17 protein-coding genes are annotated in these 24,873 nt (G+C 43.7%); all 17 read right to left on the bottom strand.

The features are described from left to right. Positions 1-15: 15 nt before the first annotated feature. Complete coding sequence (locus AC1DUD_RS20510; RefSeq protein WP_477377771.1) at positions 16-3,927, bottom strand: PKD domain-containing protein; 3,912 nt, start codon at positions 3,925-3,927, stop codon at positions 16-18. A 539-nt stretch (positions 3,928-4,466) separates the two neighbouring features. Further along, positions 4,467-4,739, bottom strand: a complete 273-nt coding sequence (locus tag AC1DUD_RS20515) for a hypothetical protein (protein ID WP_477377773.1) — start codon at positions 4,737-4,739, stop codon at positions 4,467-4,469. Positions 4,740-4,741: 2 nt separating this feature from the next. Further along, the gene (locus AC1DUD_RS20520; RefSeq protein WP_477377775.1) at positions 4,742-4,927 is read right to left on the bottom strand and encodes a hypothetical protein; all 186 of its coding nucleotides are present in this window, start codon (positions 4,925-4,927) and stop codon (positions 4,742-4,744) included. Between the two features lie 142 nt (positions 4,928-5,069). Beyond that, positions 5,070-6,251, bottom strand: a complete 1,182-nt coding sequence (locus AC1DUD_RS20525) for an ROK family protein (RefSeq protein WP_477377777.1) — start codon at positions 6,249-6,251, stop codon at positions 5,070-5,072. Positions 6,252-6,666: 415 nt separating this feature from the next. Beyond that, positions 6,667-7,320: a hypothetical protein gene (locus tag AC1DUD_RS20530; RefSeq protein ID WP_477377779.1), complete on the bottom strand. Its 654-nt coding sequence runs from the start codon at positions 7,318-7,320 to the stop codon at positions 6,667-6,669. After that, on the bottom strand, positions 7,289-10,888 hold the full coding sequence (locus AC1DUD_RS20535) for a DUF6443 domain-containing protein (RefSeq protein ID WP_477377781.1): 3,600 nt from the start codon (positions 10,886-10,888) through the stop codon (positions 7,289-7,291). Before AC1DUD_RS20535 ends, AC1DUD_RS20530 begins: the two co-directional genes overlap by 32 nt. A gap of 32 nt (positions 10,889-10,920) precedes the next feature. Further along, positions 10,921-14,091, bottom strand: a complete 3,171-nt coding sequence (locus AC1DUD_RS20540; RefSeq protein ID WP_477377783.1) for an RHS repeat domain-containing protein — start codon at positions 14,089-14,091, stop codon at positions 10,921-10,923. 278 nt (positions 14,092-14,369) lie between these two features. Next, the gene (locus AC1DUD_RS20545; RefSeq protein ID WP_477377785.1) at positions 14,370-15,167 is read right to left on the bottom strand and encodes a hypothetical protein; all 798 of its coding nucleotides are present in this window, start codon (positions 15,165-15,167) and stop codon (positions 14,370-14,372) included. Between the two features lie 580 nt (positions 15,168-15,747). Continuing rightward, entirely contained in the window at positions 15,748-15,903 is a 156-nt protein-coding gene (locus tag AC1DUD_RS20550; RefSeq protein ID WP_477377787.1) for a hypothetical protein, read from the bottom strand. Positions 15,904-16,237: 334 nt separating this feature from the next. Continuing rightward, complete coding sequence (locus tag AC1DUD_RS20555; RefSeq protein ID WP_477377789.1) at positions 16,238-16,447, bottom strand: hypothetical protein; 210 nt, start codon at positions 16,445-16,447, stop codon at positions 16,238-16,240. 551 nt (positions 16,448-16,998) lie between these two features. Continuing rightward, positions 16,999-17,520, bottom strand: a complete 522-nt coding sequence (locus AC1DUD_RS20560) for an Lcl C-terminal domain-containing protein (RefSeq protein WP_477377791.1) — start codon at positions 17,518-17,520, stop codon at positions 16,999-17,001. 406 nt (positions 17,521-17,926) lie between these two features. Next, positions 17,927-18,451 carry a hypothetical protein gene (locus AC1DUD_RS20565; protein WP_477377793.1) on the bottom strand — a complete coding sequence of 175 codons (525 nt, stop codon included), beginning with the start codon at positions 18,449-18,451 and terminating at the stop codon, positions 17,927-17,929. A 1-nt stretch (position 18,452) separates the two neighbouring features. Beyond that, on the bottom strand, positions 18,453-19,667 hold the full coding sequence (locus AC1DUD_RS20570) for a hypothetical protein (protein WP_477377795.1): 1,215 nt from the start codon (positions 19,665-19,667) through the stop codon (positions 18,453-18,455). A gap of 4 nt (positions 19,668-19,671) precedes the next feature. Then, positions 19,672-21,600: a type II secretion system protein GspD gene (locus AC1DUD_RS20575; RefSeq protein ID WP_477377797.1), complete on the bottom strand. Its 1,929-nt coding sequence runs from the start codon at positions 21,598-21,600 to the stop codon at positions 19,672-19,674. 200 nt (positions 21,601-21,800) lie between these two features. Next, on the bottom strand, positions 21,801-22,913 hold the full coding sequence (locus AC1DUD_RS20580) for a hypothetical protein (RefSeq protein ID WP_477377799.1): 1,113 nt from the start codon (positions 22,911-22,913) through the stop codon (positions 21,801-21,803). 8 nt (positions 22,914-22,921) lie between these two features. Then, complete coding sequence (locus AC1DUD_RS20585) at positions 22,922-24,355, bottom strand: GspE/PulE family protein (protein WP_477377801.1); 1,434 nt, start codon at positions 24,353-24,355, stop codon at positions 22,922-22,924. Next, positions 24,352-24,858 carry a hypothetical protein gene (locus tag AC1DUD_RS20590; protein WP_477377803.1) on the bottom strand — a complete coding sequence of 169 codons (507 nt, stop codon included), beginning with the start codon at positions 24,856-24,858 and terminating at the stop codon, positions 24,352-24,354. Before AC1DUD_RS20590 ends, AC1DUD_RS20585 begins: the two co-directional genes overlap by 4 nt. Positions 24,859-24,873: the final 15 nt, after the last annotated feature.

Raw genomic sequence — 24,873 nt, forward strand, 5'->3', positions numbered from 1 at the left:
CTGGTGATAGGAGGTTTAGTTGAACGGACAGGTATAATTATTATATGCAGAAAAATTAATAGTATCCCCTGCATTTATGGTGTAAGTGAAGACAAAGCTTGAACCAGTATATCCAAAACACTGACCATCGGTACCATCAGTAAAGACCGCATTAGTGTAGCCTTTACCCGTACCTGGGTTATATTGAGTTCCGGACATGTTTATCGTGATGGTATAAGTTCCCGGCAAAACGGATGTAGGCAAACCGGAATAGGTGTGTGGGCCACTAAATGAAACTGAACTTATGCCCCCGGCAATTGAATAATTATTATACGAGATCGTTGCCACTGCCTGTGTCACGCTTATCGGTACAGGTGCTGCTGATTTGCTTCCAAAAAAAGGAGAGGTCACGGTAAGTGTCGCGTTATAAGTCCCGGCTGTGGCATAAGTGTGGGCGGGAGCAGATGGTGCAGAGGTTATTACATTTGCAGGGCTGTCGCCAAAATTCCATGTGTAGGTAAGGCCTGCGGTCGTGCAGTTGCCTCCGAAATAGTTCGATGCTGAAAGTGTGACTGGTGTTATTGTGTTTACAGTGGTTCCCGGCGCGCTGGTTATTACCGGCGTCGTGAAATTCTGAACATTCGTAGGTGTAGCATAGGTGTTTCGGAGAACTATATTCTTATCCTGATCGAATTGATAAAGCAGCCGTCCAAATGCATCATTGGTAAAATAAGTTGATATGCCGTTTGTGTTTGTTTGTGCTGTTTTTACATGCGTTACAGGATCATAGGCAAACGTTGCGACTTCGGCTACATCCGGATAAAACAAAACATCATCAATCCCTACTTGGGCATTTGTTGTAACTGTTGCACTAAACGACGTCCCCATACTCGTCAAAGGCACCTTTAACTCATAATATTTCCATACACCACCGGTGTTGAATGCCAGTGGATAATTTAGCGTGGTGCTCCCCGAAGTCAGTGCGATATTCAAACTTCCTGCTCCCGCGCTGTTAAGCCATATTGAAAAAATATATTTTGTAGCGGACGTGTTTTTGCTAATTGTCTTAACGAGATTTTGACTGCTGCCGAAATTATAAGCACCTCCTGTATGTCCTGCTGCCAATGTAGTCCCTGTACCATTGATAGTAAAATTGACCGCAGGAGCCGATGGGAAATTGCTGTCGAAATCATTAATTGCTACTTCACCCGCTGATGTATTAGTAAAGGCCGCGATAACATTGCTATAGCGGGGATCAACAATAGATGTTTTAATGGCCTTATTGGCGTTATCAATTGTTACTGGTGAGCCGGTATTGTCATAAGTAATAAAGTTGGCAACAGGAAAGTAGCGGCTATCGTTACTTGTCGTCTGATTTACAGCATTAACCGTATAAGGACTGAAATTGGTTACCCCCGCTGACTGTATAAATTGTAATTGTTGTGAAGGCAAGTAATTGGTCGTAGTGCCGGCCGTTGCTGCTTTGTATAACGTTAAAGCGGCACCCACGGTCGTTTGGCTTGCACCCCGGGTAATTTGTTGATAAGTCTCTACAGGGGCATTGATATTGCGTTGTTGTAATTGGTAGATCGCCGTTATATTGGGATTGGTACCACTTGTTGCAGTATAATCTTTCACATAACTATAATTATTTGTTATGATGCTTCCATCGCTGTTAGTGACCTGCTTTTTGGTTAGCAATCGGTGGTTTATACTCCCATAAGTAAATGTTTCAGTATTTGTTATGGAGGTGCTGAGCGTTGGGGAATCAAAGGTTTTGTTGGTGACCGTCGCGCTGAGTTCTCCCATATTATAGTAAATGATGTATTTACCGTATGTTTTAGCCAAAAGCGGTGCCAACGGGTCATTTTCAACCTTTACGGCAGTGATTACAGATGGGCTTCCCTTTCTTGTATATGTATAATTTGACTCGCTTACCTCAGCCCCTGAATCATTAAAATTGGTGACCTTTTTTATCATACCGCGCTCAAAATCATAATTGGGATTCGGAATGAACGGGTATGAAGCTATATTGTTACTAACAACCCAACTGGAAGTAGTTGAACAATTATCACGCGCTGAATAATTTATAGTGGGTATCCATTCCACACTACATCCCGAACAAGCAGGAGTACCGCTTTGATCCCAATTCGTGGCCGGTAGGAGATATTCATATTGTACAGTCCCGGCTCCTGTCTGCTTTACTTTTACAGAGCTATACATGATCGTATGGTCTTCTGTCGATAGATCGTTCACAGAAAGTACGGTAGACTCATTGAGCAAGGTCTGCGCATCCGGAGCATAATAGTTGAATGGCGCACTGAAAGCAAAGGCTGGCAGCGAGATCGGCTTCCCTGTCGACACACCTGAAGCATTGGTGTAAATATAATTTCTGACATTACTGTTGGCCGAGGCGGGGCCGAAAGTATCGATTGTCTGTTTAACCCGGATTCCTCCCCCTTTTACAACAGTGTTTGACGGTACGTCAAGATAATCATTTGATTCGTAAACAATTTCCGTGGTACCGCCCTGTGCGTTGGTGATTTTACTGAGGCTTCCCACCATTACCGTTGTGGGATCTGCCGCCCTTGAATTACCAGCAGTTGTGTAGCTATAAACCCCCGAAAAGGCGTTCGATTGATAAGGGGCAAACATAGGATTTGCGACATTCACCGGGCTCATCATCACTTTGGGAATAAGTGATGATGGCGTTCCGTTCGATGCTGCGTAATATCCCCAATAATCCAAATTCGTAGTTGTTGAGTCTGGCAGGCTTGTGTTGTACCCTCCGTTGGTTTCGCCAATATATGAAAACTGATAGTTTATAGGTGAATTGCATATCTGATCATCAACTGTCCTCAAAAAACAGCGGCTATAGTCATTGCTTGTTTTAACATAGGTGTATCCTAATTGAATAGCTCTTCCGGGTACATTGACATATGACAGGATAGTTTGATTTGTGCCGATGTTTCCTACTGAAGCAAGTGTCCAGGAAAAAGACATGATAGAAACAGGTACAGGGTTGTTCGCATTAGAGGTATAGATGCTGGATAAGAGATAAGGGGTTTTTGTTTGAGATATTTTATATTGTAAACTTGGCGATGTTGAACCTCCGATATACAGTAAAACATTGTCTGTACCGCTCCGGCTGCTTCCGGCAGTGTATCCCAAAGAGATTTTGTTTCCGGCCGCATCATACATCGCTGTTAAAAGCCACTGATCATTATAGGAAATTCCATGCTGGTATTGAGTGAATTTCGTCGCAAAATAGGAAGCGGACGTCCCCCCGATGGTTTTTTGCGTATTACTACTGGCCGTTGCAAATTCATACGTAATGCCTCTGTCGTTAACGATTGTAAACGAGGATAACAGGTTGTTGTTAAGCGTATAGCTGATCTTAATATCTTGATTAACGACGGGAACAAATTTCGAGGAAGTTCTATCGTACACCATCTGGCATGATAACCCCGGCGCATTGATATAAAACATATCGGGCTCACTATCATTGGTGTATGGGAAATAGTTATTGATATATGTTATGTCGGCTGCCTCGTCGGAACAGGTGTAAAATAACCCATCGTTATTGACAGTGAACCCATTGATATATGTTGGGTAAGTATTCAAAGGATCCATCCACCCTCGTAATATATTATTATCATTGTCCCGATTACAATCGTCAGGAAGTCCGCGAACCGTTCGGCTAATCGATCCTCCTGCTGATAAGTTCCATCCCATCCCGGCTGTACCTTCGATATCCTTGGGTTTTATCCCGTCGCCCACGTAGTTTAGACTTACCGGTAAGGAAAGAGAGCCGCTGACTACTGTATATAAGGGAATGTTTACGTTCGCGGTTCCTGTCAAAGGATTTACATTTACTGCATTCTGAGCTTTAGTTATGCAGTTTATTGTCAATAAACTGCCAAGTAGAAAGATGAACTTTTTATTCATTTTTAATTATGATATCAAGGTTTAGGCAAACTCATGCACTCATTGGCATGTATTTACTTGTAACGACACACTGGCTTTCTTGAGCCTTATAAAAAGATTAATGTCACCCAATTATAAGAAATGATTTTCATAATATTATTCATATAAAAGATATTTTTATTGCGATGTTTACTATCGCAATATAACTGCTGCCATTTTTCAATAGTCGGACGTATTCTTCTTTTAGAAGTAACTAAATGACTTCATCCGCGACATGTGAAAGAAGTGTACCAGAGAGGAATTATTTATCGTGAAAATCGAATTAAAAGCTCCGCACCGAACACGCGGTTGCGTAATTAGAGATAAGAAACTGGTCGGGGGCGTCGGTAATGGCATCGGTTCCCAAACACCACGCGTACCCTGCAACGGTGGTGGTAGAACTCCAAAAGTGCCCAGGTCCCAGCCCCTGCGGATTGTCATAGAGATTTTTCTTTAATTGCGATAGTTTGGTTATTAAACCTTATGTTATGCCTTGTCTTTATCTGTACTTATTTAAGTATTTACAATACCTCTCCATCGCCGAATGGCTTACCCCCTTCACCAAAAGTAAATCGTGTACCGACATCAAAATTATCGCCAAGTAAATCTTTAGACATAAAAAGAATTTCTACAACGCCTGTTTCGCCGGGGGAAAAATCAACTTGGTTTATTAGACTAATTTGACCAGATGTCTTCATTTTGTCAATAAAATTGAAAAGAGGTCTGTAATTATTTCTAAATGGCGTTTTACGCCCCTCTGCATATAACCGTATATTTGCTTTAATTTTTATCATAATTATTTAACAACAGGACTAAAATTCAATGGTGTCGCTTTGAGAAGTTTTAGGTTTTGAGGTTCCACCGAAATGGCATTCATGTTATCTGCTCCAGATTTAAGCGAATTATTCAAAATTTTATTCGGTATTCGAACTTCGATAATGGTATTAGGAATTGCACTGTAATTAGAGGTTAGTTTTTCCATTTACAGCAAAATCCCGGATGAACTAACTTCTGGGATTTGCATATTCATCAACTTGCACATACGCGCAAGGCAAAGCGTTGCGGTAGCTGGACATACACAATGTGTTTTTTGAATTGTGCTCCAATATTCTCCATTCAGGATTCTACACAGGTATGAGGACATCTATCCCACTTTCAAGATAATTTAAGTTTTCCATGACAAGGGCTATTCCACCGAGTAGCTGAGCATTGTTGCCAAGTTGTGAAATGGCCAGCTTTGTATAGGTACTTAAATGAGGGATACAATGCTCATTCATTGCTTGCTGGATAGGGGTTAGCCATAATTTGCCGATGATACTACCCTTCCCGCTTAAAATAATACTTTCAGGATTCATTAAGTGAACGAGAATCGCCAATCCTTGCCCTATAGCATACGCGGCTTCTGAAATTATTTTTATAGCAACCGCATCTCCTTTCATTGCCTCATCAATAATATTATCGGCTGAAGGGATTTGATAAGCCATTAAATTACTTATCTCACCTTCTTTCAGACGCTCTGCTGCCTTAGCCTCAATGGCTAATAGCGATGCCTCAGTTTCCAAACATCCGTGTTTTCCGCATGAGCAAAGCTTGCCATTCTTATATAAGGCCAAATGGCTAAACTCACCGGCAAATCCGCTGTGCCCCGTAAATACTTCTTTATTGACGATCATTCCCAGTCCAATGCCCCAGCCCAGGTTCACGACCATTGCATTGTTTCGAGCCTCTGGGAGTCCGAATTTTTGTTCCGCCAATGCTATTGCGGATGAATCATTTCCTATGAAGACGGGTAAGCCAATATGTGCCGCCAAATAATTTACCAATGTAGCATCAGGCGATTTCAGAAAGCTCAGGTTATTGCCCGAGAGCGAGTCAACAAAACCAGGCATGGTAATGCCTACCGCGAGGAATTTCTTTTCCGGCAGTCCTGTGTCGGCTATGCATCGTCTTATATGATCAATCAGTACATTAATAGCGTTGGGATTGTTTTTAAGCATTAACGCAAATTCCTGTGCTTCACCTACAAAATCATTGTTCATGTTAACTACGGACACTTTCGTAGCAAACTGATTCATTGCAACGGAAACAATATAGCCCGATTCGGCAACGAGTGAATAGGTTGCAGGCTTGCGACCGCCGCTTGATTCCCGGATTCCGACCTCTTTTACAACATTCAAGTCCTTCAACTCTCCGATAGCCTTGGTGATGTAGGGTATACTGCGTACAGTACTGGAGCTAATGTCATTTAATGACGCCTTTTGGCTGTAAAACAAGACTTTAATTATGTCTATATAATTGATTAACATTTTTCAAACAATTTACGCTTAAGTAATCCAATTATTGACAGGGGTAAACGCCTACATAGAGATTATAAGGCAAATACTATTTCAATAGATCCATGATTAGGGTAGCGAATGCCACTTTCATAAATATTGTGTACCCTTCATCTTGAAAGACAATAGAAACGTTTTTACTATTCATTTTTCTGAATTTAAGGGATGAGTGAATAAGCAAAACCTAATCATCCCATCCCTCAATTCTGGATAGCAATTACTTTTCACTACCGATCATCGGCTAATTAATTGATATATCATCAAAATCGGATTGTTTTCTACATAATAACTATAGGGAGTTACATTATCTGCTCGTTCAGCAATAAAATTCACACCCGCCCGCTGTCCAACAGCTGGATCATAGAACCTTGCGCCGTAAACTTATAATCTACAAATCAAACATAATATGTTTATCTTTTATAAAAGACTGCTTTGGATATAGTATTGCCTTGTAATCAAAACCAGGCCGACCTGCCTTTAATTTAGTTATGCTAATCAGTCCATTGTGACGAGAAACCTCTAAATTAAAAATAGGTCCGTAGTACTCTTCCTTTTGATTTTTTTTGTAAAATATAAAAGGTCTGAGCCTATATAGATAAATCGTATCTCCCGAAATCTTTGTTATATTCGAAAGCAGAACGGAATCGCCGCTATTATAATATTCCGTGGTTTTTAACGTCACCTTCCATGTTTCCCCCTTTTTCTCCCGAAAGTCAAAAAGCTTCTCTTCGCCTGATCCTCCTTTGTTGTTGAATGGTACAAGCATAATAGAATCATTTAACCTTCTGAGGTACCCCTGTAATTTGAAATAGGATTTCTCGTCATTTTTGAGTGCCCAATAATCTATGCCGTTTATTTTCGTAGACATAGGAGAAAGACCAAACGATTTTATAAAATAGAACTGGCTATCAACTTCCACATCCTCGAAGTGATCACTCATATTATAGAAGAAATCACGTTTTTGCTTGCCACAAGCTGAAACCAGTAATGCTATGGCAAAAATTGCAATTCTATTTTTTGTCATTTTGATGGGATTTTTCATAATTATACATATCTTGTAAATCACTTTTATTTAGTTCGGTTCCATTTCCATCACTTATCTTTAGTTGCAATAATTGCTTCATCATACCCCACGCGTTGCTACCGGGAGTCACACTAAAGTCGTTATCTCCATCACTAACTCCCAAATGCAGCCCGAGACCTTTTATTTGACCTGTTTGTCCAAAACGGAAGTGTTCCATATCCCCATTTCCGATGTCTCCGTCAATATGCGCTGCCATCTCGTGATACATAGACATGGCTAGGTCATATTTATCATATTTATCTGCGTTAACTCGATCTATAGCAACACCTATAATACTGGTAACATTCTTCGGCTTAACCTTGTGTCCATCCATAGACTCAAATTTCTCTGGATTTCCCATGGCACTTGTATTAATTTTGCCATTTTTGATCATCCCTTTGGCCCCAAGATGTGCTTGGGTGTACATAATTGCATTATCTCTGCCTTTTTCTGAAGATATATAAATATCGGTTGTCGAGCTTCTTTGAAATTTTAAGATTTCTGCTCGTCCAATTGCTGTCCTTTCCATTGTTTTAAAAGAATCCCAAATTCTATGATCGCCTTTTAGATTGGCTGTTACGAATATCGAATCTCCTTTTGCATCTACATTTTTTATAGGATTGTTCGCAACGTATTGATATGGACTTATAATGGAATATTTCTCTGCCAATCTATCCATACTTGTCCACCTGGCGATGATCGGGTCATAGAACCTTTTACCGTAATCATACAAACCAAGGTTTTCCTGTAGTTCCTTCTTATTGTAAAGATAATTGTTTTTTACACTTGGACGAGTGCCAATGACTATATCCATCCCAAACGGATAATAATCATCCGCCTGAACCTGCCGGGCGATACCCGTGCCTGTATCAAAGTTAACCCTGCTGTTGCCGAGGTGATCGGTTAACGTATATTCATAATTATAATTAGTTGCTCCGTTTGGCAAAGCCCGGCCTTCTTCCGTTTGAATGAAGCTGATTGTTGAAGCTGTCGCGGTACCATCATATTGGATACCCGAAATGTAATCAGTTTTGGCTGTGCCGATCAAGCGCGAAAGTTTCTGTCCAGTGGCATCGTATGTATACGTTGTAGCCTTACCTGTGATTGTCTGCGGCAGGTTCAACAGGTTATAAGTGATAGCCGTGATTCCTTTGCTGTCGTCACTTATCAGGTTTCCGTTGCCGTCATAGGTATAGTTTGTTGTCCCACCTTTTTGTCCTACCGTACCGGCAATGGCATCGTTTACACTTTTTAGCGTATTGGTGCCAGCAGTATAAGTGTATACCAATTGGTCGGACAGTGTATTTGTTGTGTAGCGATTCAACTTTGTAATATTACCCATCAAGTCATAGGATATTCCGTTTTCATTATTTCCCGTCGTGCTTGAATTGCCTGAGATCAACCTGTTCAGTTGGTCATACACATAGACATAGTTATTTGTCAGGTTACCCGCCGTGCCCCAATATTGGTTAGCGATATTGCCATTATACTGCTTGCTGGTATTAACGGCATCATTATAGTTTAAGGTTTCAGCAAAGAACGGTGCGCTACTGCTTTTCAACCAGCCCCGCTCGTTATATCCGTAGGTGATGATTTGCTTGAATGTGGTGCTATCGGTGCTGTGCAAGTTCTTCTTCCATACCTGTCCGACCTCGTTATAGACGATTTTAGACAATATCGGGTTCCCATCTGCCGCCTGGGTTCCGTTCTGGAGCTGTTCTCTTACGATAAGTCTTCGCCCCATATGATCATAGCTATATTGATTATTGATCGTCAGTTGCGGGTTAGCAATCGCCGCCTTGGTAAAATGTCTTCGGTTAGTCTTGGTTAACTGGTCATTGAAGTTGTAATAACTCTGCACCACATCAAAGTTAGTGGTATCTGCGGTTCCTCCCAAGTAATGTTGCTTGTAGCTCTGAATGTCCCTGCCTTTATCATCATAGTAGCTCACGCTCCAAAGCATATCGGGGACGGTATTAGTGATGGTATTCAGCACCGCTATTTTTGTGGCAGTCGGCAATCCTCTGGTCATTGCGCTCACCCCGCTGGTTATCTTATAGTTATTCGGCAACTTGGGAATATTATTGTAATTGTCGTAATAATTGATTGTCAACGTCTTGCTCAATACCGGATAGCTGCTCAAAATATAGCCAGTTGGATAATTTGTCGCGTTATTGGTACTATCGCGTTTATCCCATTGCTTGCCAGCATAAATACTATCCTGCAATGTTTTTAATACGCGGGGAGAACCTGCATTCCACAGTCCGGTTACAATAACCCTGCCCACAGCATCGTATTTGTTTACCGTCCACTGATTGTTCTGTCGTTGCAAGCTGTCTTGATTGAGTATCGGCTGGTCAAGTTTATTATAAACCATGAACTCCCAACCTTTGCCGGGAATTTTTTTCTGTGTCAGCCGGTTTCGTTCATCGTAGCGGTAGCTGTAGCCCATACTTCCCGCGTAAGCCGGAATGCCCGTTGCATCCGGGTTGGTGCCGGGAGGCAGCACAAAAGCCAGGTTTCCCAATTCGTCATACACGTAATATGTCGAAAAAATCTGCAAAGGGCCTCCTGTATCATTAAACGTTCTTTTCAGTACCACATGTCCTTCCTTATCTTTGTATTCTTCTACCGTTCCTCCCCGGCCGCTTACCCAATTCTCATCTTTGCTTATCGTTACATACAATTGCCCGGCTTTATAATATGCTCCTTGACTGTTGCCTTGTATCAATGTCCGGCTTTGGTTCGCGTTCACTTTGGCGGTATATATCATCGCCAACATCGTATTGGTGGGATCTGTCACTGCGATCTCATTATTGGTGGTATAGACTATTTTCTGGGTATGGCCTGCCGCCGGTTGCCAGTCGGTTCCTGGTGCCCCTTGCTCTACAGCCCTGTTTAACGGAGAAGATTCAAACACGGTTTGCGCATAGGGAACGGTGATCACCGGTATTCCGGTTGCCTGTTGGCTTCCGCTCGTGCCATTGCCTGTCGGATTGTAGAACCCTGCTATCCCTGTCGTAAGCGCATCAGTCTTATAGCTCCCGTTTGCTGTCGTTGCTGCATAAGGCAGGTATTTCTGCGCTTCCCGTCCGTAAGGATCATATGCAAATGGTTGAACCAAGTCTTTATTTAATGGACTTCCCTGTACCTGCACGGTCTGCAAAGGCCTACCGAGACCGTCGAAGTATTGCACCGTCTGCATCAGCTCGCAGGCATTCCGGTTCGCCAGATCCCCGGAATTTGGTATGGTGCCTGCATTTTTGATTCCACCTACCCGCGGTACGGAAGTGACTATATAATTTTGGTTTTGATTGAAACTGTTTATCAGATTCTGGCAATCCGGATTAACGATATACAGGCTCAAACTGCTGCCTGCTGCTGCTGTAAACTTAAACCCTGTGTCAAGTTTTATGCTGCTGTAGCTGAAATAGGAGCCTGCTGCCGGTGTCCCCGTCATCGGGGCCGTTACCTGCGTTTGCGCTCTTACGCTTATTGCCAATAGGTGAAGGCTGAGAGCGAAAAGCAATGTTGTTATATGCTTCATTGTGATAATGTCTTTTTGATTTGCAGTTCGGTTTATTGTCCCTGGTAGTGATAGTCCAAATGCTTGACTATGTAGCCGTCCTTATCCCGTACGTTCATCAGGCGCTGAAGGTTGTCATACTCATAGGTGGTTGTCATTCCTTTCGCATCGGTCGCGCTCGTCATGCCCACCAAGGGGGCATACGTATAGGTTGTCATTTGGGCGTCGGCGGGATAAATCCGAACGTCGTCATAGCCTGTGCTTGGCGTCATCGTAAACCAAGTACTTGTATAAGCTTGCTCACCGCTGTATTTCCATATACCGCCGCTTAGATACCAATAACTGATCACATAACTGCGGCTATTGGGTTTTGTCCAGCTTACGAGAGCTGTTGTAGAATATTTATTTCCCGTATGCGCAGCTCCTGTTGTTACCCCAGCTGCCGTGCTCTCCTCATTTCCTTCGTAATAGAACTCCGCAGATGACGCATTTACCACCTGGGCTATAGGATAAGCATTGTTGTACGCCCATTTATATGATGTAAGCGGAGCACCTACTTTTGCTACTTCCGTAACATTGCTTTGAGTATTATAATTATTATATTTTAATCTTGGCTCCAGTGCGCCTCCCAATATAGCCATCGAAACCAGGTTTGGTAAAACGCTTCCTTGAAATGTTTTATAGCTAGTGGCAACCTGCTTTTCCGTGTTTCCGTCCCTGGTAACGATCTGTTCCACGACTGTGTTATTGATAGACTGCGAACGCAATAGATCAGTACCATAAGTGGCGTCTGTATAATCAGCCGGATATTTATTTTGGGCGATCAGCGTTTTGCCATCGCTGCTGGTCGTTGTTGTTTTCGTAACCTGCATGTGCGATGGGTTTGTGTAATCATAAGTGGTTATAGTAATGATAGCCGAGTCCGCTTCGTTGTAATCGGTTTCTCTCACCGCAGTTAATTTTCTCGCTCCTGTGCTTAAGCTATAATCATATAACGTAAAATCCCCGGGATGAAGTAAATGGCAGCTATTCGAAGGATCATCGATAACCACATTCCTGATAATGCGTGTAGCGCCATCTGAAAAATAACCGGCTCCGCCGTAACCATACGCTTTGTCTTTTAACTTTGAATAAGTGCCGTCCAGGTTCCTCCTGTAATGGATCTCACTTATGGGAAGTGCGTTAACTCCCATACTTTGATCTATATATTCTCTTCCTCCTGGCATCGACGGGCTATAGATAGAATCAAAAGCCCCATAAAGGTTGTACGAATATTCCGTTTTGCCATTAGCATTGTTATTGTTATCATAGCTGGTTTTAGTTACCTGGCTGTATAACACGTTAGCTCCCTCAAAACTCTGTCCGGTATACGCTGGTGCGGCATAATAATAGATATGGCCCCGAGTCATTTCGTAACAACCAGCTCCAGATCCTCCGGATGTAGCTAAAACCGAGGTTGTTTTAAAATAATTACCAGCAAGAAGGTTATCATTCTTTCCGATGCTTTCCCCGCTGTATGTGTATTTATCAGTTGATAAAACCGCACCGGTGTGATCGTAATTTTGAATGCTTGCAATTCTTAATCCACCTCCGTTTTTCACAACAGATGTAGTATTCGTAACCTGCGCCGTCAGGGAAAAAGTGATTTTGGTAGGAGCATCGTCGTCCACCACAAGCGTTACCTGATATTGATGGGTAGAGTCAAAAGTAAACGCGCCAGTCGCCACGTACGGTTTGGTAAAATCTCCCTGATGCTCCCATATCCCCATTACCGTATTGGTGGTAATGTCGGTTAGTGTCGCCCGCTGCGCTGCATCAAAAGAACTTGGGTTGGTGTGCGCTGTAAAGTTAATGGTTACCGGGCCTACGCTCGTGGTTGTGCCAGTCGGCCAATTAAAATTCGTATTCTTTGTTGTGACATTTCGCTTTCCTATCCCTGTCAGCGATGTCTGCACTACCGATACCGTTTGGGTTTGGGTTTGATCAGAAGTGTACTTATGCGATTCATAATTAAAAACAGTATACCCCTTTGTCGGATAAATGATCTTTTTTAATATACCTGCCTGAATATATGTGTCTGATTCATTTCGATTAGCAGCACCTATGTACAGGTTATTCTGTGCATAAAGTCTATAGAGTTGAGGAGCTGTGGGTAGGACAGCCGGGAGGAAACCATTTTGCGAGGCGCCGTTGTAATAGCCCCAATAATCGGCGCTTTTATCATGTATGCTTGGCAACGGAGTGGTATCATAGACAAATTGGTGCGTCTCTGAGGTATTATTGGGTATCAATGGAACTTTACTGAGTGAAAGCAGCCGCAGACGGTAATCCCATGTGTCAAATTGCGGTTGCGCCGTCGTAAAGTAATCGTGATTGAGCACATATTTATAAACAGGATTGTATTGTTGACCACTTTTCTTAAAAACAGTCATACTGTCCAGCATGCACCCCAGGTAATCCCTCCTAGGGGTATTGGCATAAAACGTCACCTTCCCTTGCCGGAACAAGATTTCCTTCAAAATAATATAACTGTCGTAATATTGGCTTTGGTTCATCTTCACTTCTTGTGTATCATATAAGTCGGTTCCCTCGTCGCCATACTTGCTGTAATAATGGTGCACCTCCGTTTCCTCGAAGTCTTCATTGGTTCCGCCAACCGTAGTTACGGTAGTATAATTGAACTGTACTGTGTCTTTAGTATCTGCTGATATTATTTTTGATAGATACCAGGACTGGACTTCATGTTCCGTAGGTGATTGATTTGCATGATCAGTCGGCTTTTTTATATCTTGATAGTGAGACTGTTTGTCCTGGTAATAATAATTCGTGCCATCGACGTCGGTAATCTGATAACTGTTATCAAGGGTTGGATTTCCTATTGCCGTGAGATGTTGTATTTTGATTGGCTCAAGCGGAATGGGTTTGAATGCAGAAGCGGATTGCATGTAAACAAATCGCCCAGATAATGACGGCATGTTATAGCTGAAGAAATCCGGCGCAGAATCGTAGGTGTCATCCTGGTATTTACGCACTTCGTCCAGATCAGCATAGGTTTGTAGTCCGCTTATCATTTTACTCTTAATGGTGGCCGAGGTTCCTTGTTCATTCATCCAGCCGTATGTTGGCTCTTCATCGTGCAATCCCCGTACCCCCCGTGAAATCACTCCGCCGGCATTTAGCGACCACCCCAATCCGATCCAGGTTGATTTCTGGGTAACTTTCATCCCTGATGCATGATAGCTAAGGGAAATAGGAACTTTTATTTTTCCCGTATTGATTTCATAGAGAGGAATGCTGATGGATGGAACCCCTGTTGAATTGCTCATGGGAATGTTGCCATACTTGGCAAATTCAGCAGCATTGGGAGACAGGGGAACTACTTTAGGCGGACTTATTGGATCCGTAGTTTGACAATACCCGAGTATCGTCATAAAAATTAGCGCCAGGCTAAGTGTAAATATTTTCCGAAACATTTTGCGGGCAAAAATTAATACGTGTGTAGTTATTGTTTGATTGCGGATGATTTTTCGATAAGAGCCAACCGATGCGCCAGTTCGTTAATTTCCTTGTCTTTTTCTTCTTTCATTTCGATTAAGTACAGGGTCAGTTCTTCTACTTTCTTCATCAGCAGCTTGTTCATTTCGCTGACATCAAGCCCGCTTTTGATCATTTCATGTTCCGACGGAATTTCCGGCAGATGCTGGTTCTGATCGATGTAATCTTTTACTTGATTTAATGGGAGTAACCGGTAGCCTTTTTTGAACACATAATCTGACCAGCCGTTTAAATCGATATTGACCTGTTTGGAATGAATGGTTCCGTTAACGTCCAGCGTGTTTTGTGGGGTGGTTATACCAATGCCAACATTTCCATTGTAGTCTATAGTTAATCTACGAGCGTTGTTCGTAAGCAAACTCAGTGCCGGAAGATTCGCATAACCGTTGCTGCTTTCCAAAAGCATACCCCCCATCTTACCTGATTCCCCAGTGCTGCTTTCACTCGAGAGTTTAAATACTAACCCTAACTGGCGGGAAAGAGCATCCACGGCTAATCCATTATGACGAATGGTCACTAATTCGGAATAGGCGGTGGTTGAACTTCCTGTTAAGATCTCCTGCTTAGGCGTGACGCCAGGGAATAATCCGGAAGAGGCATTGATTACTGATGGCGCGGTGGCACCAATGATTACGTTATTGCCAACGGTAGTTGTGTAAACGTTATTTCCGCTGGTTGTCCATTGGGCAAACAAATGATTTGATGCAAAAATGAAAAGAATGGTGATGAAGGTTAGTTTTTTCATGAGTTTAAATATTTAAATGGTTAATTGTCTTTGGAAATGACAGTCAAAATGTTTGATGGATATTCGGCTTTATCGATGAGGTTTCGCAGATGCAGAAAACCCTCGTATTCATAAAGGGGGTATTGTTCCCTTTGTATCGGTACGCTTGTTACTGGGATGAAGGAGCGTACTAGTTCTCTTCCTGGCGCGGGCCGACAAGGCCGTCTTAGGCGTGTCGGCATCCGTTGGTTGAGCATAGTCACTTTTATTAAGGCAAAGAGAAGAGAGTGGAAAAGAGGATGAATGTATCATTTTTTCATTCGTGATAAGGCTGACAGTTGATTGCGGGCAAAGAGCGCTTTGCGAAAAGCGTTATGATAATATCATTACAATAATAAGCATCAAATATTAAAAATAAGTAGGTGTTTTCACTAAAAAAAGACAGTATAAACACCTACTGAAGGGGGCGACAATGGTCGCCATTTTGCAAAGACGGAAGAAACGTCAAGTTTCGCCAATGTTTAAATACACCAATATAGCCTGTGATAAGCCCGCAAAACATTAAAAACTTCGCGCCCGCATGCCCGCAGTTCGGTTACCCTTAGTGACCATACGTCTCGCGTTCCCAGGAATAGTAATAGTACCCGAAAGGATCATTCGGGTTGCTGAGGATTGAAAACGGGGTCATATCTGCCATCTGCAGGGTGGTTTGCGATAAGATGGTTAATTCGAGCGTTCCTCCTGTGTGTCCATTCACTATCGTAATCTGCGAATAGTCCGCGGAAAACTTCCATGTGCCATGTGTAGTACTCGACGGCGATACCGCGCTGTAGGTGTTGTCGGCATTAAACGCAATGGTAGCGCCCTTCTTGGTATCGGGAATGTCAACGGCACCCCATGCCCCGCCTTTTGCCAGCCACTCTATTTTGTTGAGTTTCCACGTGCCAGTAGTCAGCAGTTTGACTTGGTTTCCGTTGGGATGGTCGCGTCGTCCGAGGTCTTCTTACAAGAAGCAAGGGCAAGGCTTAAAGCGGCAATAATCAGTGTTGTGGTAAAGGTTTGTGTTCTGTTCATATTGATATGGTGTTTAGTTACTTGCGAATGCCAAAGTCATAGACTTTGTGGGTGATGCCTTGGGCGCTTGCGGAGAATGCCGCGAACATGAAGCAATACTCGCCGTTGAGCAGTCTGATACCCACTGAATACGTGGTCGAGGTCGTCGTACCGGTGGTTGTCCATTGGGCGTGAGCAATAATTGAAGAAGTAAGCAAGAGAGTTAGTGATAATAAGGTTTTCTTCATTTTAATTATTTTTTGATTGTGAATGGTTGTTATTGTTTCTGTAAACGATAGTCGAAGTATTTGATCGAGTTCTCGTCTTTGTGTATAAGGTCTTGCAGACACTGGAAACCATCATGTCCATAAAAAAGATGTTGTTCCTTTAGTATCGGTACCGCTTGTCATTTTGATGAAGGGTGCGTACTGGCTCCGATCCTGAGGCTGGCTGGCAACGCCGTTTTAGGTATGTCGGCATTTGTTGGTTGAACATAGTCACTTTTACTAAGGCAAAGAAAAGAGAGCGGAAAAGAGGATGGAAGTATCATATTTTCATTTGTGATAAGGGTTATAGTTAATTGCAAGCAAAGAGCGCTTGCGAAAGCGTTATGATAATATCATTACAATAATAAGCACCAGATATTAAAAAATAAGTAGGTGTTTTCACCATAAAAAGACAGTATAAACACCTGTCGCAGAGTCAGTGATAATGGTCACTGATTTTGCAAGGACAGAAAAAAGCGAAGTTTCGCAAGTGTTTTATTGTACCGATTTGCCGGTGATACGCCCTCAAAACATTAAAAACTCCGCACCGAACATACGGTTGCATACGATGATATGAGGAATTGATCTGGGCTGTCTGTAACGGCATCAGTCCCTAAACACCACGCGTATCCCGCAACTGTAGTAGAGCTCCAAAAATGCCCAGGAGCCAGCCCAAGCGGATTGTCATAGAGGTTTTTCTTCAATAGCGATAATTTGTCAATTGATGGTAAATACCAATCGTTGTAGCCGTTTTTGCCGAGGTTGTAACAGGTTAATGCTGCATAGGCAATTGTTTGGGCTGTCCCGTATTTAGAAACAATGGTATTGGTGTTGGCATTGTCGGTACCGATTCCTTTGCTGGTTGTAAACAAGACACCAGAGTTATTATCACCACCCCATTTTGATCCACCACCGAAGTTATACACAAGGGCATCAAGCTCGGCGACTAGGCCATGTTTCCCGGTGCCATCGACATAAAACAAGATGCCTCCGTTCAGAAACTCGCCATACTCCATACTGGACGGTTTGATGGTAAAGACCGCAAATGCTTTCATTTCTATTAAATTATTTGACCTGATATCAATTCGTTTGGTGTTATCTCTTTGAATTGTTCTGGAAGGCCGTGTAGTATTTACCTGTCCACCGGTAATTGATCTAAGCCAATCGGATGCCGTCTGAACAGTAATTTCCAACACACCCTTTAACAGCCTACAGGTAAATTTCAACTTAAGTAAAAAATCTAAATTCAACACTTAAACCCTTGCTCTTTGCGAAACATAAAACCTTTTTAATAAAACAATCTCCCCTTTAAGCCGAACAATTAATAGATTATTTTTATAATCAACAACAAAATCAGTGCTAATACGAAAGAATCATATCAGCATTCCCTGAAAACTAAAACACTTTCCTGCTGCTCTCAACTGACATTCAATCAGCGATTTGATTTAAAAATGATTGGATTTAAATTACTACTTCAAAAAAAACATCCAGCAACACCTTTCCATTTGCCAGCGCCATATCCTGCCTTGACGGAACCCTGAAAGCACAGGAACGGATCATCCCTGTGCCGTTTGCTCCATGTAACTCGTTCAGCAATTTCAGCAGCGAAAAGTAATCCCCTGAGAAAGTCAGTTTTTGAAGAATATACTTGTCCATATGGTAACCTTTATCCTGCACCGGGGCACTTACAAATTTGACATTGTTTTTTTCCGCGAGGAAGGCTATAGCATTGATCGCGCTGCTCCTGTACGTCACCGTATCTGCATGGTAAAGGCCAATGATCCTGTCCAGGTTGGCATTTTTCCGGTCGGTATACCCAGGTTGCTCAGTTGCGTTGTTTTGTTGGGCCAGCTGTTCCCTGAGTTGTCCATTCACATTCCTGGCATCCAGGGTGTGTTTAAAGGCCAGCTCGTAGCCCGTAAAAACCAGCAGAACAGTTCCAAGCACCAACAGATAAACTTTTTTAAAAGGCCAGTATTTCAGCATATCAATAGCTTAGCGTTATTGTGAATATACCTGTATTGAGTTCATTATTGAAGTTGTAGCTTTCCAGCTCCACGTTCTTCACCCATTTCTTCGATTTAAGCCGGGCTGCCCATTCATTGACAGGGATGATCTGTGCCGACTCTCCCCGGATCAGGATCTTGCGTTCCCGGAACTTCATGCTGCCAAAACCATGATCGGCTGCCCCGTCAATTGGGTTCAAGCTGATCTCTTTTAGTGTGATCTCCCCGGGCATCAATGCCGCCGCCTGATCAATCAAACTGCTTTTATTGATCCCGCCGTCCCATCCAAGATCTCTTAACAAAGTCTCCTTCTGTCTGATCTCGTCATTCAAGGCCTGCTGATCTGTACTTGTCCTGGCTGAACTGCTTACTTCTGCCGCAAGCCGGGCATTGTCAGCATTCAGCCCCGAAAGCCACACAAAATTACCCAGCAGCAAAACGAAAAATACCAGCAGGATCACCATACCGTTCACTTTGAACTTCCTTTCGCTGATCAATCCATCAAAAGCTGATTCCAGCGCAGATACATCAGCCCTGACCGCATCAAGTTTGCCAGATAGGAGCAACTGAAAAGCCGCAGCATAAGGCAGCAGCAATTGCTGGTCAAGCACTTCGTTTTCTACTTTGATGGTATAGGGGGCATGGAATTCTTCGTGAGAACTGACTTTTTCCCAGCTTTTATCTGCAGATCTTTCAATTTTTATACCGGCAAATATGATTTCCTCATCATAGATATTCAGTTGCGGCAGGATATGTGCTACGGGAAACGGTCCCAGGCTCAGCATGAGCGGGGAAAGTCCCTGCTCCGAAATAGCATCCAGCCATTTGTCCGCCTCCGTCTTGCGGATTACCGCCACAAAGGAATGTCCGCCGGAAGGGAAATGCTGTATGTAAAAATCATCTATGGACGCATTAGGGAGCACTGAGGAGAAATTCGAAGCGTCAATCTCATCTATCCTCTCCAATTGTTTATACAGTACGCCCCTGCCGGAGATACTGACACTTAGGGGTATTCCTGTTTTGCCTTGTTTTCCCAATTCTTGCAGGCTTAGCCCGGTAACTTTCTTTTCAAAGGAAAGGTTTTTACCATCCAGGGATACCTGGCAGTAATTAACCACAGCGCCGCCATCTTTACCGATAACAATAGCCAGCCCCCCCGCCTGTTTAATGCCGTAAAACCTGTCCAGCAATTCCATAGGCCTATCTGATAATGGTCGATTTGATGAATAGCACACTCACTACTTTAGACTTGGTTTTCGTCCGGCTACTGAAGATCCATTTTAACACGGGGATCCTGGAAAGGATAGGGATACCGGAGCCGCTTTCGTCACTCTCTGTCCTTTCAATCCCCCCCAATACAATGGTATCTTCACTATGTACCCGCAAGCTGGTTTCGAACTTGCTGATCGACTGGGGCGGCGGTGAGCCGTCTGTCGGGATAGAAGTAAAGTCAGAAATATTGACGCTAATGCCAAGCGTAACCTCATCATTGCCCGATACGAGCGGCTTGATCCCGATCGACAGGTCAGCATTCACGGCCTCATACACATTAGAAAAAATGGATTGCGTGGCTGTGGTCGTGATCACATTCTGGGTCGTGTTTTTATAGTATCTTTTGCTGCCGATGCTCATTTTGGCCGTGTGCCCGTTTAGTGCGACCAGTTTGGGTACTGAGCGAACATCGACATTATTACTTTCCTCCAGCGCTTTCAGGCTGATATAAAAATTGGGCGTCACTCTACCCAGGTTAATAGAGCTATTTTTACTCAGACTGCTCAGGAAGCTGTTGATCGATTTTGCCCCAAACGTATAATCCAGGCCTGAAAGGACCGTCCCTCCTGTTTTTACGCTATCTGAAACGCCTGCCGAAATTCCGGTAGATATCGTATTTGACTTATGGATATCGATCAGCGTCACTTCAACCAACACGCTTGGCACCAAAACGTCAAGCTGCTTGATAAAAGCTTCCACTTCGTTGATCTGTGCATCCGATCCTGACACCAGCAGGGTGTTCTGTTCCCGGAATTCTTTGATTTCCAGTCCGCGTTTCCAGTCGGACGGAATCATCATCATGACCGTATCAATAGCGCGGTTCTGCAAATGGATGGCCCGGTAAGATCTTAAGCCTTCCTGCTTGCGGTCACCGATAATATAGATCCCGCCCTCCGAATGAAAAGTATACTCGGTACTTTTGAAGAGCAGGTTGAGAAACGTATCATAACTTACATCCATTACGTGCAACGTAATGTTGCCTTTGATCTCCGAATAGATCGAGTAGCTTTTGCCGGTTTCCTGAGAGGCCTGCTTAACCATATCATTGATCGGCGCATTAACCGCATCTGCAGAGATCAGTTTCTGACCATTCACGATCCGGACATATAAGCCCGTCGCGCCTCCAGCCGAAGGCCCGGCAGGCCGGAAATTTTTCCGTACAGAAGTGTTCTTATCCCCGTTGATATACAATTCCTCATTTTCTCCCAATGGCTGGAACAGGTAAAAACCGTCACCGGTCTTCACCATTTTCAATTCATTGGTAAAAGCCAGCTTTTCCAGCGCCCCGTCAAAAGGAGCTCCTTCGATGAACGCCGTTACCAGCTTATTCTGTAGCGAACCCGGCACGATCACATTCTTACCAGAAACCTGGCTGATCTTTTTAACTACCGCCGACAGGCTGTCATTCTGCAATTCCAGTGACAGTTTATTCTCTGCCTGGTTATACTTTGCGCTGATGTCCTTCACCAACGGCTTCACAAAACGGTTGGGGTCCTGAAAGGGGGTAACGTAAATAATTGTTCCTACAACCGAAATATCCAGGTTATATTTTTGCGCCAGTAAGATGAGGATATTGGCTGCGGTCGCATTGTTAAACGTATCGTAAACCGTTACCGTCAGCGTCGGATCAACACTGATATTCAAACCATTGACGCGTGCCAATGTATTCAGGTATTCCCTGATCGAAACACCACTGACCCTCAGTTGCACACGCTGACCGAGCCCGGGGACCCTTACGGTCAGGTCATCCAGTTTCTGGTGGATACCCTGGATCCGCTCTGTTTCCTGCGCCATAGTTGGGCTCAGGCATCCGGTACTAATGATAAAAAATAAAAAAAGTAAAAATCTTTTCCCCATATCTCCTTAATAATTAAATAACAGCGGGCAAATCATTTCATTCCTGTGGATTTCCACATTCTATCGATAATGTCCTCGGCCCCGGATTGAAGGTTCCCGCTCTTGACAAGCCCCTTCTGGCGGTGCAATCGCTTCCCGCTTATTACCATCTACCCTGTTAAGTCCTAAGCTATTTAACCGGAAGCCTGACATCCGCTCTCTTACCTGATAACCATAGGTTTAATAAACAGTATGCTGACAATGCCTGATTTGGGTTTCGGTAACCCCATGAAGACCCATTTGTAGGACGGATCATGTGTTGGGGTTTCCCTGCTCTCTAACTGCCCAATCCCGCCTACAACAATAACATCGCCACTGTGAAACGGTAAACTGGCATCGGATTTACTGATCACCGGGGCGTCGAAAGAGCCCCCTGGATTTTTAATTGAGTTAGCAATCTTCACACTGATGCCGAGGCTTAGTTCATCATCATTTGATGTATCTGGTTTGAACTCGACCGATAATTCATTATTTACCAATTCGTAAACTTTTGAGGACGCAGATTTTGAAGCTGCCGTAGCGCTTCCGGTTTGTTTATTTTTCAGGTAATAGCCTTTACTGCCGAGGCTCAGCTTCGCAGCCTTTGCGTTGGTTGCGATCAATTTGGGTATTCTGCCTACTTCAATTTTATGATGATCATCAAGCGCCCTCAGGTTGTCAAAAAAAGCCGGCGCTACCTGCCCAAGATTAATAAAAGCGTTTTTGTTCAGCCTGTCCAATAAAGTGTCTATGCTTTTTGAAGTCAAGATATGATCCGGGCCCCAGGATAAACTGGGTCCGGTTTTACCGTTATCCTGCACACCCGCTATCCTCCAGGAACTATAGACGTTCACTTTGAATAATTCGATCAGTACCTTTGGCCCCGGGCCACCGGTGTTCTGGATGAAGCCGGCCACTTTGCGGCAGCTTATCTTCGGTCCGCAAACAGATATGATGTTCTGATCCCTGAATGCTGAATTCCCTTTTCCAATTGCGGGAACAGTTTTCATCCTTGTAGGGTTTGCTATGTTATGCCATAGGTTGGCCCGGAATAAATGCAAATCATTCACCGCGCTCTCCTTGTTCAAATAACCGTTACTCCCTGCATAGAACATTTCGGCGTTCCCGGCTTTACCGGCGAATATTTCCGGCTTTTTATTTAATGTCGCCAACATGTTGATCGCTCTGCCTCCCCTCGGGCTGACGTTCGCTGCAGCATTCTTTCCTTTAGCTAAAACCGGAACGACGGCACCAACAGCAACGACAAAAACCATAAAAATTAAAATTCTTTTCATCATCATACTTAATAATTAAATAATAGTGGGTAGATCTCATCAATTGAAGTAAAGCCTTCACTGAATATCTCAAATGCATTCTCTGCCAGCGTATGGATACCGCGCTCCGACAATAGCCCGTGGATATTTGCGTTCCCTTTCTTAATCTCTTCGGCTAACTCAAGGTCAATCGGAATGACTTCATAAACCGCTTTCCTTCCTTTATAACCGGTATAGTAACACTGTTCACAGCCATGCGGCTTGTAATGATGTGCCACATCACGTGAAGGCCGGTACTGCCGCGGATACATCGAATTGTCAAAATCATGCAGCGTTTTGCAATGCGGGCACAGCAGCCTGATCAAACGTTGTGCTGCCGTGGTGCTTAAAGTGTTCGCCACAAGAAATGATGGTATCCCCATGTCGATCAGGCGTGACACCGTTCCCCAGGCTGAGTTGGTATGGATAGTTGACAATACCAGGTGACCGGTCAGTGCTGCCCTGATTGCCATATTGGCTGTTTCCGGGTCCCTGATCTCCCCTACCATGATCACATCCGGGTCCTGCCGCAAGAAAGTGCGCAGTGCAGCGGCAAAACCCAGCCCGATTGATTCTTTCAGCTGTACCTGGTTGATTCCTTCCAGCGTATATTCCACCGGGTCCTCTATGGTCAGGATATTCCGAGTCTCTTTATTCAATAATTTTAAAGTAGCGTACAACGTAGTTGTCTTTCCCGAACCCGTAGGCCCGCTGATAAGCAGGATACCGTTAGGACGTTTGACGCCCTGCAGGTAATTTTCCAGGTCAAAACGCGAAAAACCAAGGCTGTTCAGGTCGATATCAGTTGCATCATTATTCAACAACCTCAACACCACCTTTTCACCGTATAAGGTTGGCAATACGGAAACACGGATATCAAACTGGCTGTCGCCTCTTTTGAAGTTGATCCTGCCATCTTGTGGCAGCCGTTTTTCGGCAATATCCAGATTGGCGTAGATCTTGATCTTATTGATCAGTGCCGGATAACCATCGCTTTTGAGCAGGTAGCGCTCTACCATGTTTCCGTCGATCCTGATTCTTACCCGGCATTTGTGTTCATACCGTTCGATGTGGATATCGCTGCTCTTCAGATTTTTCGCTTCTGCGATCAGGTTCTCGAGAAAATCATCCGCGTGATTACTCAATTGTAATTGAGTAGCGCCCGCTACCGCATTATCCCGCAGATAATACTTGGAAAGCAGCCTGGCGATCATGGTCACCGGTATCGGCTCCAGCAACACCTCCTTTCCTAGCAACACTTCCAGTTCAGTAGCGAGGCCGTCTTCATCCACTCCGGCTTCGCAATACAATTCCATCCGGAAGTGTGTTCCGCTTTTGGGCAGAACACGGTAATGCCAGGCCTGGTCCTTGCTGAGCAAATGAATATTTTCGGTTAACAATAAAATTTCTTCCCCGCTTCTCATAACAAAAGGATATGTCGTAACCAGTTATCATCCGTCACATCGATGTGAAAATAACACCAGTCAGCAATTAAAAACATGATCAACAAAATGGATTGAAACCCCGCAAGCGGGATGTGGTGCCCCCTCTTTACGGAAATGAGCCTCCATAGCAACCAGCAAAACAATACCACAATCAAACTTGCCACATAAAAGAACACGAAGTTCAATACTGACAAATAAAAAGCAGCAGCTAAAAAGAACAGGATGTCTCCCCAGCCCAGAAGCTGATGAGTAATATTGACGACCCGCCCATTTTTGAGCGAAAAGTATATGGTCAGTACAGCAAGTTGCAAACTGACAAAAAGAAGATTGAAAGTAACCGGTTCCCAGTAATTATCCAGTTGACGAAACCTTAGCCAGTGCATACCGACAAAAGCAGCCACTAAAAAAGGGAACCAAAACCAATATACCGACCGGCTCTTAAAATCCTGAACTGCCAAAGCACTGAGCACCATCAGGATCACTAACTTTAAAACCAG

The sequence above is a fragment of the Mucilaginibacter sp. P4_A11 genome (genome assembly GCF_056402535.1).